This is a genomic window from Vibrio sp. V42_P2S4T144 (assembly GCF_009904715.1).
In the GTDB taxonomy this organism is placed as follows: domain Bacteria; phylum Pseudomonadota; class Gammaproteobacteria; order Enterobacterales; family Vibrionaceae; genus Vibrio; species Vibrio alginolyticus.
Map to the genome: position 1 here is coordinate 1 of NZ_WXWS01000085.1, position 9,388 is coordinate 9,388.

The following is a 9,388-nucleotide window of genomic DNA, read 5'->3' on the forward strand; positions in this document are numbered from 1 at the left end:
AGTATATACGCTCTCAAACAGAACGAGTGGTGTATTCTCGATTCGCCTTCACACTTATGCGCCAAGCATTGTTTTTCTTTTGAGATAGTTTACCGACTCATCAAATGTCGCTAAGGTGAGTCTTCAGCCTTTAACGTAACAGGGGATGTTAAGTCACCATGAACAGCACGATTCAAACAATTCTCAATCACCGCTCAATTCGAAAATTCACCTCACAACCGATTGAGAGCGAACAATTAGATGCCATTCTTCAAGCCGGCCTTGCGGCGTCCTCATCAAGCATGTTGCAAGTCGTTTCAATTATTCGCGTGACCTACAAAGAAAAACGTACGCTATTAGCTCAATATGCCGGAAATCAAGGGTACGTTGAAAGCGCGGCTGAGTTTTTGGTGTTTTGCATTGATTACCAACGCCACGCCAGTATCAACCCAGATGTTCAAGCTGACTTTACCGAGTTAACGCTAATAGGCGCTGTAGACTCGGGCATCATGGCACAAAATTGCTTGCTTGCGGCGGAGTCGATGGGACTAGGAGGTGTGTATATTGGTGGTTTACGAAACAATGCCCAAAAAGTAGACGAATTATTAGGTTTACCTAAAAATACCGCCATTTTGTTTGGTATGTGTCTTGGTCATCCAGATCAAGCCCCTGAAGTAAAACCTCGCCTACCTAAGCATGTCGTGGTGCATGAGAATCAGTATCAATATCTAAACTTGGATGATATTCAGACGTATGACCAAACTATGCGAAACTACTATGCAAACCGTTCGAGCAATCAAAAACAGAGTACTTGGTCACAAGAAGTCACCAGTAAACTGGCTGGCGAATCACGTCCGCACATCCTGCCTTACTTAAACAGAAAAGGGCTCACTAAAAGGTGATGACTACAATACGATAGGATCAAAAAAGGCCTCTGAAGAGGCCTTTAGAATTTATCAGCAAAAACTTGCTTAGTTACCGCCTGTCGCGCCAGTGCCTGGACCCGGTGGATCTTCAGGTTCAATTGGCTCACCGACTTCCGCATCTGGAATTTGTGGTACGTCAGGTTCGATATCTTCTAATGGAATGTCGTTATCGATAGCCTCTTGTACATCTGCAACAACTTTCTGAGTATCTTCAGCTGGAATCGTTACGTAGATAACATCTCCTGAATCATTCTCAGGATAATTTGGGTTCGTCGCGATTACATCTTCTGTGATTGCTTTTGCAGCAACAGCTACAGCTTCAGGCGAAGCTGTTGGGTTCGCTTTGATGATATCTGATACAACGTTTGCTGTTGCAACTAGCTGAGTAGCAAGTGCGCTGTTACCACCCTCACTGCCAAGTCCTGCTACTACAGATTCTGTATCACGAAGGATTTCGTCAACTGTTTTACCACTTGCATTGATATCGATACCCAAATTCTCGAATACTTTTTCAGCGATATCAGAAGAGTATACTTCACCATCTTTTAAAGAGTTAGCAACCAAAGTCGTAAATGGAGAGCCTGTTACCAATGAATCCGCCTGGGCTAGGCCTTGAGGGATTTTGTAGTCAGATGTAATAGGTTTGCCATTTGACGCGTCTTTACTATCTTCTGTGTGCGTTAATACGAAAGCACAATCACCTGGCGCATTTACAACGTTGATATTTTCAAAACGCGCTTTACCAACCATACCTTCATAGTTTGTTGTATTTTCAATCGCGTCGTATGTCTCACCACCACATACTGCTTGAACTTTCATGCCGATAACAGCTGGGTCATAAGCCTGAACTGAGTATCTTTTTACCTCAGGGTCGCTGTCACTACCACAACCTGCTAGTAGGACTGCTGCCACACTTGCCGTTAAAAGTTTGATTTTCAAAATTAGCTCCAATATTTGTTGTTATATCCGACCGCAACAGGAAGCATAACGGCAGTTGCATATAGTGTAAATAGGATGCATACAACTTTGGCATGAGTTTTTTCACATTCTTGCCTGTTTGCTTGTGCAAAATCATGCATTCATCTCAATAACGTTAAATAGACACAATTTTGTCATGTATTCGTCAGTATTTTTTCAAGTAACTTGTTGCCTTTATTGCAACCAGATGGATAATAGTTGACTATTTTTTGTGGGTCGGATTTTCACACCTTCATTAATGAAACTAAGAGCTCTAAGTCGCTAGCAGCCATTTGGAGTGTTTATTACACAAATAATTCTGAATGGACTCGCTTTCTAAAGGCTTAAAACTGCAGTAAATCGTCAATATTGATGAAATGCAGTTCAATTAGAATGAATCAATTTCAGTCGGCAAACTTTCTTTCGGTAGTTATAAACCAATGAACACATTTAATAAATTTTTGGGGATATCAGTACTTCCTATCCTTCTTACAGGGTGTACTTTGCCTGGTAGCCACCTTTCGGTCAGTGACAAAACAGTCATGAGCACTGAATCGAGTGATATAGAGTCTCAGGTTACCGTTTATCCCTTAACTTTGGAGCGCGTAACGTCTTTAAATTCAGTGGACCCTTTTTCAAAACCAAACCCAGAGTTAGATATTGAAATCGCAAAATATGAATACGAAGTAGGACCTGGCGATATCCTAAATATCACTATTTGGGATCACCCAGAGCTAACGATCCCAGCGGGCTCATACCGAAGCTCAGCCGAAGCGGGTAACTGGGTGCATTCGGATGGCACGATCTTCTACCCTTACATAGGTGTCGTACATGTTGAAGGCAAAAACGTACGTCAGATTCGTGCAGACATTGCAAGCCGCCTTGCAAAATACATTGAGAGCCCACAGGTCGATGTAAGCGTTGCGGCATTTCGCTCTAAAAAGACTTATGTAACTGGCGAAGTTAACAAGCCAGGACAACAACCAATTACAAACATCCCCCTTACACTTCTAGATGCTGTGAATAGAGCTGGCGGACTGGCTGCCGAGGCTGATTGGCGTAATGCGACACTGACACGCAATGGCGTTGTTGAAAACGTCTCTTTGTATGCTCTGATGCAACAAGGCGATTTAACTCAAAACCGCCTTCTAAAGCCTGGCGATATTGTTCATATTCCTCGAAACGATGCGCAAAAAGTATTTGTTATGGGCGAGGTTAACGATCCGAAATTACTCAAAATTGATCGTAGCGGCATGAGCCTTACTGAGGCTCTTAGCAGCGTTGGTGGTATCAGTGAAATCTCCGCAGATGCTACCGGTGTGTTTGTCATCAGACGTTCAAAAGAAGAAGCTAAAATGGCGGACATTTATCAGCTAGATGTTTCTGACGCTTCTGCTTTGGTGATTGGTACTGAGTTTGATCTCAACCCTTACGACATAGTCTATGTGACGGCTGCACCTGTTAGTCGTTGGAATCGTGTGATTGCTCAGCTCGTTCCAACCATTTCCGGCTTTAATGAACTAACTGAAGGTGTACTACGAGTACGCACTTGGCCGTAAAACAACGTGCCGCAAGAAATTATCTCTTGCGGCACGTAATCGATAGCTACTCAGCTCAATTGCGCAATATAAAGAAGCCAGCAATTCAGTTGAGATCATAAGCATACAACTTAAAGTAGGGTAAGCATTTGTTTTCTAATATTCTTGTCGTCTGTGTCGGTAATATTTGCCGCTCTCCAACAGGAGAGCGGCTTTTGCAGTCTTTACTACCAAACAAACATGTCGCATCAGCAGGAATCGCAGTAGATAAGAGCCATCTAACGGGAAAAGCTGCTGACGAGATGGCAACCACTATCGCGAACGAACATGGCGTAAGCTTAGATGGACACGAAGCACGACAATTAACACCTGAGCTTTGCGCTCAATACGATCTGATATTGGTTATGGAAAAAGGTCATTTAGAAGCCTTAACCAAAATCGCTCCTGAGGCACGAGGTAAAACGATGCTGTTTGGACAGTGGATAAATGAACAAAACATCCCTGATCCATACAGACAAAGTAGAGAAGCTTTCGAACATGCATATACGCTTATAGAAAAAGCAGCAAAAGCGTGGTCTCAAAAACTATAAGCCGCAAGGCTAAATAAACGCCAATGGCAAGGTATTTAAGAAGTTAAAGTAATGACAACACAAACTATTAAGCAATCACGTCAAGCCGACGATGAGATCGATTTGGGAAAGTTATTTGGGATCATTCTCGATGCCAAATGGCTCATTCTATGTACCGTAGTCCTATTTTCAATTATAGGCGTCGGCGTTGCCATTCTATCAACACCTATCTATAAAGCTGACGCTCTTATCCAAATCGAAAGTAAGAGTTCAGGTGGTATTTCAGCGATGGTTGGTGATATGGGAGAGCTGTTTTCAGCAGAATCATCAGCGACAACAGAAATAGAGATCATCAAATCTCGTATGATCTTGGGCGGTACTGTTGATAAGTTCAACTTAACGACTGTCGTTTCTCCAAACTACATGCCAATTATTGGTAAAGGCCTAGCTCGACTACAAGGTGAGCAAATCAGTCTGAGCGTTTCACGATTTAATGCTCCTTCTTACGCAGTTGGCGTTCCTTTAACTCTTGAAGTTATTGATTCTGAAAAACAGACGTTCAGGCTCTTAGAAGATGACAATAACGTCATTTTAGAAGGTAAAGTAGGTGAACTGCTTGAGAAGAATGGATACCAATTTTTGGCGACTGAACTTGTGGCTCAAACTGGTGACTCATTCACGGTCAGCAAAATCAGTAAATTAGATGCAATTAATAAACTTCAAGAAAACTTATCGATTAGCGAACGTGGTAAGCAAACCGGGATTATATCTTTAAGCTTCTCTGGTGAAGACCGCGCTAAGATTCAAGATATCTTGAACGACATTAGCCAAAACTATTTTTTCTTACAAAACGTTCAAAGAAATTCTGCAGAGGCAGAGCAAAGCCTCGAGTTCTTGAAAGGTCACCTCCCAGACATCAAAACAAAACTGACCGCTTCTGAAGACGTTTTAAATCGATTCCGTCAAGAAAATGAATCTATCGATTTAGGCCTTGAAGCTCAGTCAACGCTGAAAGTAATGGTTGAGTTAGAAGCACAGCTAAATGAGCTTACATTCAAAGAAAGTGAGATCAGCCAACGCTTCACACAGGATCACCCAGCTTATAAGTCGCTACTTGATAAACGTGAAACACTACTAAAAGAGAAAGAACGTCTTAATAAACAAGTTCAAAAGTTACCGAAAACACAGCGTGAAGTTCTACGTATGACACGCGATGTAGAAGTAAACCAACAAATCTACATCCAACTATTGAACAAGGTTCAAGAGCTCAACATTATTAAAGCCGGAACAGTTGGCAACGTTCGAATCTTAGATAACGCTCAATCTTTCTCTAAGCCAATCAAGCCGAAAAAAGCGCTTATCGTTGTGCTAGCAACACTGCTTGGCGGTATGGCAGGCGTGGCTTTCGTATTAATTCGTGCAGCATTCCACCGTGGTGTGGAAACACCAGATCAAATTGAACAGATTGGCATGCCAGTTTACGCAAGCGTTCCAAAATCTATTCAACAACTGGAATTTGCAAACAAGCTTAAGCGCAACAAAGGCAGCAACAATGAGCTAGTACTTCTAGCGGAAGCTAACCCAGCCGATCTTTCCATTGAGGCTCTACGTAGTCTTCGCACTAGCTTGCACTTTGCAATGATGGAAGCGAAGAATAACGTTCTTATGATTTCAGGTCCTGCACCATCTATCGGCAAAACATTTGTATCGACCAACTTTGCGGCCGTCGCTGCGAAAACCGGTCAGAAAGTGCTGCTTATTGATGCGGATATGCGTAAAGGTTATTTGCAGCAATGCTTCGGTCTACGCTGGGACAACGGTCTTTCTGATTACTTGAGCGGTAAGACATCCCTTAGCAACATCATTAAATCTACATCCATTGATAATTTAGATGTTGTGACTCGCGGCCAAGTACCACCAAATCCGTCAGAACTTCTTATGCACCCTCGCTTCAAGAGCTTTGTTGACGAGATGTCTGCACAATACGATCTAGTCATCATCGATACGCCGCCTGTACTCGCAGTTACCGACCCAAGCATTGTTGGCGCGCTTGCAGGAACAACTCTGATGGTCGCTCGTTTTGATCAAACGACTTTGAAGGAGATTGAAGTCGCGCAAGGTCGCTTCGAGCAATCAGGCGTTGAAGTTAAAGGTGTGATTCTCAATGCAGTTGAGAAAAAAGCATCTAACTCATACGGCTATGGATACGGCTACTATAACTACGCGTACAAAAGCGAATCATAACTTGAATTTAGATCGCTAATTAAACCAAATATGACAAAGCCCTGCTAGAAACAGCAGGGCTTTTTCTATTGCACTCTTAATTGCTTGTACGTAATCAAACTAAGCAAGACAAAGAATATTGGGTCACTCCAACCAAAACCGACAAATACTCCGATAATGCCGGCATAGGTAGTAATCACTGCCCCTAAGCCATTAGTAATCAATAATGCTTTAAACAGCTGTTTCGCAGTATGCCCTGATTCCACATTACGTAACATCAAACTCACCGCTGCGATTCCACCTAAAAAGATCGAAGTATGCTGCGATAAAAACAGCGCGTACTGGTCGTTAATTTGTACTCCATACATCGGCCACATTATGGTTGGTACAAAAAACAACGCAAAAGCGAATACCGTATATACGACACCATGAACGGTTAGAAAAGTGCGGTTGGTCATCATCTCCTTATCCTCTAATAGGCCCTTGATTGAGCGTCGTTAACGGCACATTGATATCGAAAATTTGACCTCGTACTTCGACTACGCCCATTTTTCGTAAGCGTGCGGCATGCATTTCGAGATAAGCTTGCGCCGTGGCTTCATCTTCAAAAAGATAGATACCACCACCGAGTTTGTCTTTTTCGCTTTCCGTCCAGATTTTCCAAATCATGCCCGGCTCTTGGTTAATCGACTTAGCTAAGTCGACCAGAGCATTCGACATCTCGTCACCAAACGGACCATGAAATTCAAAATCAACTTGCAATAATTTCGCCATCTTGAGTCTCCTCTTCTTATTGACTCGTTTTCGATGACAAGATTATTACCTTTATAAAACTGACAGAAAAGTTCATAATTTCGCCATTAACTGTCTAAAAAATTGACTCATGAGACTAAAAACGACCTTAGAACAATGGCAAACGCTACAAGCGATTAATCAAGAAGGCAGCATTCAATCCGCAGCTTTACTGCTCAACAAGAGCCATACCACATTGATCTACTCGGTGAGGAAGTTAGAAGACCAACTTGGTATTCAACTTATCGAAGTACGAGGGCGCAAAGCGGGTTTGACAGAGCACGGCAAAACCATACTGCGTCGTGCACAATCCATGCTTGAACAAGCGCGGGAACTAGAAGTCATCAGCGAGCAGTTAAAAAGTGGGGTGGAATCTCAAATCACGGTCGCAGTAGATCATCTTTGTGACCCTTGTTGGCTTTATGCACCACTCAGTCAATTTTTGGAGGACAACAACACGACCTCCGTTCAAGTGGTTGAAACGTCACTGAGCAAAACAACCGAAATGGTCGTAAATGAGCTCGCTGACATCGCAATCATCAACTTACCGATAACCAACTACCCTGCCGAAGCATTTGGCGTAACAACCATGCTGCCTGTAATCGCAGCACACCATCCACTCGCTAAAAAGCCGCATGTTTCCATCGACGATTTTGCAACCACCAGCCAAATTGTCATCCGTGACTTAGGTGATTCAGACAAAACGAAAAGAGATGTGGGTTGGTTACGCGCACGTCAGCGTATTACCGTCGATAACTTCGACCACGCTTTTCACGCCGTAGAGCAAGGCGTTGGGTTTTGTCGGCTACCAGCGCACTTAGTCTCAGCCCGAAAGAGCGATAAAATTAACGTATTGGAGCTCGAACACTCCCATCAATATCAAGTTGCGCTGCACCTCACTTTGCCCAAAGGAGCCAAAAGTGGTCCTGCGACTCAAGCGCTTTATCGTACTTTACTCAAAAGTGTAGAAACTCGAGTCTAGCAACAGTGGTATTGAGTTGAATCGCTAGTGTTATCGCCTATTGATTCTCCCTAAATATAGAGAAACGGCCATTTTGTGACGCTACACTCTCACAAAAGGTTGCACGAAGGATAGCGACCACCTACTATCACTCTGCTCATGCCTAAAGCACCCAACACTCGCGGAAAGAACTCGGTTCACGGCAATTTCCTCACCTGCTTGGTTTAGCAGGCACAATCTGTTTTTACCTTCTTTTTAGCTTCTATATAGGCGAGTGTGGAAGAAATAAGAAAGGTGAAATATGAACTCTACAAATAGCTTCTCGATCAATATCAATCAGCAAAAATCCATTGCTAAAAAAAGGCTCAAAGCTATCCGCCTATACGATGACGCCACGTTGGAGTTAGTTAAGCGATTTCACTCCAAACCAGAATCTTTGGCTCCCAATACAATTCAATTGGCTGACGTTCAACATGCACTCGCAAGAGAACTGGGCTTATCCAGTTGGAGTAAACTAAAAGTTCATGTCGAAGAGCTAGAAGCGCACAAACTAGCCATCAAAGAACAAAAACCGCCCCTAGATGCAAAAGTAAAAACGCTACACGTTCGTTGTGGCCACGACATTCAACAACAACTTAAAGCCAGCAGATTTGAAGGGGCATTTTTAGCCCTGATCGATCCGCTTTGTATTGGCCCCATACCAGCAACACCACAGAACTTCCTTGCCATTCGTGCCCAATATGTCGTAGAGACTCTGCTGCCTGTGATGAAGCGTGAAGACTCGGTTCAAGATATAGTCACATTGGAACAATCAAACCTCGATCTGTTGCAAAGTGATGTATTTGAACGAATCGTCTTTTGGGTCGAACATGACAGTTATGATCAATTGATGCTAATTCGTGCTCTAACACAGTTAGAGAATGTAGAGAATAAAGTGATAGAGGTCATTGAGTTGAACCAGTTCCCGGGCACTGAACGATTCATCGGCTTTGGGCAGTTGCCTGAAGAAGCTATTCGTTCTTGTTGGCGATACCGTAAACCTGTGACAGCAAAATTATTCAGTCAGGCTAAACGGTGTTGGCACGCTATTACATCACCGACACCTATTTCCATAGTTAATTTGATTCAGCAGCATAACCTGGATTGCTTGCCCAATATATTCAACGTGCTTAAACGCCATTTGCAAGAGTTACCTAATTCACAAACTGGATTGAGCTTGACACAACACCTAGCACTAAAGGTCTTGAGCTCGCAAAATCGTTCAATTCCCATCAAAGATTGGTTTGAGCAATATCAACAACTAGAACCTCTTCCTTACCTAGGAGACGTGATGTTTTACGCGTTACTCCTCCCTCTAGCACAGTGTCAAACACCTTTGATCACGATTGAGTCACGTGAAAGGCACTGGTGGGAACAAAGCGTCCGTATCACTGAGGCTGGCAA

The 9,388-nt window shown here is 43.1% G+C and carries 9 protein-coding genes; 6 read left to right on the forward strand and 3 right to left on the reverse strand.

What is annotated here, in order from left to right; translation table 11 throughout:
- Positions 1-158 precede the first annotated feature (158 nt).
- Complete coding sequence (nfsA, locus tag CAG68_RS02690) at positions 159-881, forward strand: oxygen-insensitive NADPH nitroreductase (protein ID WP_161440747.1); 723 nt, start codon at positions 159-161, stop codon at positions 879-881.
- Positions 882-950: 69 nt separating this feature from the next.
- Here the strand turns inward: nfsA and CAG68_RS02695 are convergent, their stop codons facing one another.
- Positions 951-1,844 (reverse strand): hypothetical protein, encoded by an 894-nt coding sequence (locus CAG68_RS02695; RefSeq protein ID WP_054728826.1) that lies wholly within the window; start codon positions 1,842-1,844, stop codon positions 951-953.
- 458 nt (positions 1,845-2,302) lie between these two features.
- Here CAG68_RS02695 and CAG68_RS02700 point away from each other — a divergent pair, with 458 nt between their 5' ends.
- The 3 genes from CAG68_RS02700 to CAG68_RS02710 all read left to right on the forward strand — a co-directional run bounded on the left by CAG68_RS02700 (position 2,303) and on the right by CAG68_RS02710 (position 6,213).
- On the forward strand, positions 2,303-3,421 hold the full coding sequence (locus tag CAG68_RS02700; protein WP_017820139.1) for a polysaccharide export protein: 1,119 nt from the start codon (positions 2,303-2,305) through the stop codon (positions 3,419-3,421).
- A gap of 128 nt (positions 3,422-3,549) precedes the next feature.
- Positions 3,550-3,990 (forward strand): arsenate reductase/protein-tyrosine-phosphatase family protein, encoded by a 441-nt coding sequence (locus tag CAG68_RS02705; protein WP_017820138.1) that lies wholly within the window; start codon positions 3,550-3,552, stop codon positions 3,988-3,990.
- A 51-nt stretch (positions 3,991-4,041) separates the two neighbouring features.
- Entirely contained in the window at positions 4,042-6,213 is a 2,172-nt protein-coding gene (locus tag CAG68_RS02710) for a polysaccharide biosynthesis tyrosine autokinase (RefSeq protein ID WP_161440748.1), read from the forward strand.
- 65 nt (positions 6,214-6,278) lie between these two features.
- Here CAG68_RS02710 and CAG68_RS02715 read toward each other — a convergent pair whose 3' ends face one another.
- Positions 6,279-6,650, reverse strand: a complete 372-nt coding sequence (locus CAG68_RS02715) for a hypothetical protein (protein ID WP_017634450.1) — start codon at positions 6,648-6,650, stop codon at positions 6,279-6,281.
- A gap of 7 nt (positions 6,651-6,657) precedes the next feature.
- Positions 6,658-6,966: a monooxygenase gene (locus CAG68_RS02720; RefSeq protein WP_005374871.1), complete on the reverse strand. Its 309-nt coding sequence runs from the start codon at positions 6,964-6,966 to the stop codon at positions 6,658-6,660.
- Between the two features lie 109 nt (positions 6,967-7,075).
- Between CAG68_RS02720 and CAG68_RS02725 the strand changes: the two genes are divergently transcribed.
- Positions 7,076-7,966: a LysR family transcriptional regulator gene (locus CAG68_RS02725; protein ID WP_054728833.1), complete on the forward strand. Its 891-nt coding sequence runs from the start codon at positions 7,076-7,078 to the stop codon at positions 7,964-7,966.
- A 280-nt stretch (positions 7,967-8,246) separates the two neighbouring features.
- Positions 8,247-9,388: DUF1835 domain-containing protein (locus CAG68_RS02730; protein ID WP_161440749.1), on the forward strand; the 1,142-nt coding region annotated here is incomplete at its 3' end.

What these genes read in the sequence shown, in the direction of transcription:
- CAG68_RS02715 (WP_017634450.1), bottom strand. Translation starts at nt 6,650, where the DNA reads ATGACCAACCGCACTTTTCTAACCGTTCATGGTGTCGTATATACGGTA.
- CAG68_RS02720 (WP_005374871.1), bottom strand. Translation starts at nt 6,966, where the DNA reads ATGGCGAAATTATTGCAAGTTGATTTTGAATTTCATGGTCCGTTTGGT.
- CAG68_RS02725 (WP_054728833.1), top strand. Translation starts at nt 7,076, where the DNA reads ATGAGACTAAAAACGACCTTAGAACAATGGCAAACGCTACAAGCGATT.
- nfsA (WP_161440747.1), top strand. Translation starts at nt 159, where the DNA reads ATGAACAGCACGATTCAAACAATTCTCAATCACCGCTCAATTCGAAAA.
- CAG68_RS02700 (WP_017820139.1), top strand. Translation starts at nt 2,303, where the DNA reads ATGAACACATTTAATAAATTTTTGGGGATATCAGTACTTCCTATCCTT.
- CAG68_RS02710 (WP_161440748.1), top strand. Translation starts at nt 4,042, where the DNA reads ATGACAACACAAACTATTAAGCAATCACGTCAAGCCGACGATGAGATC.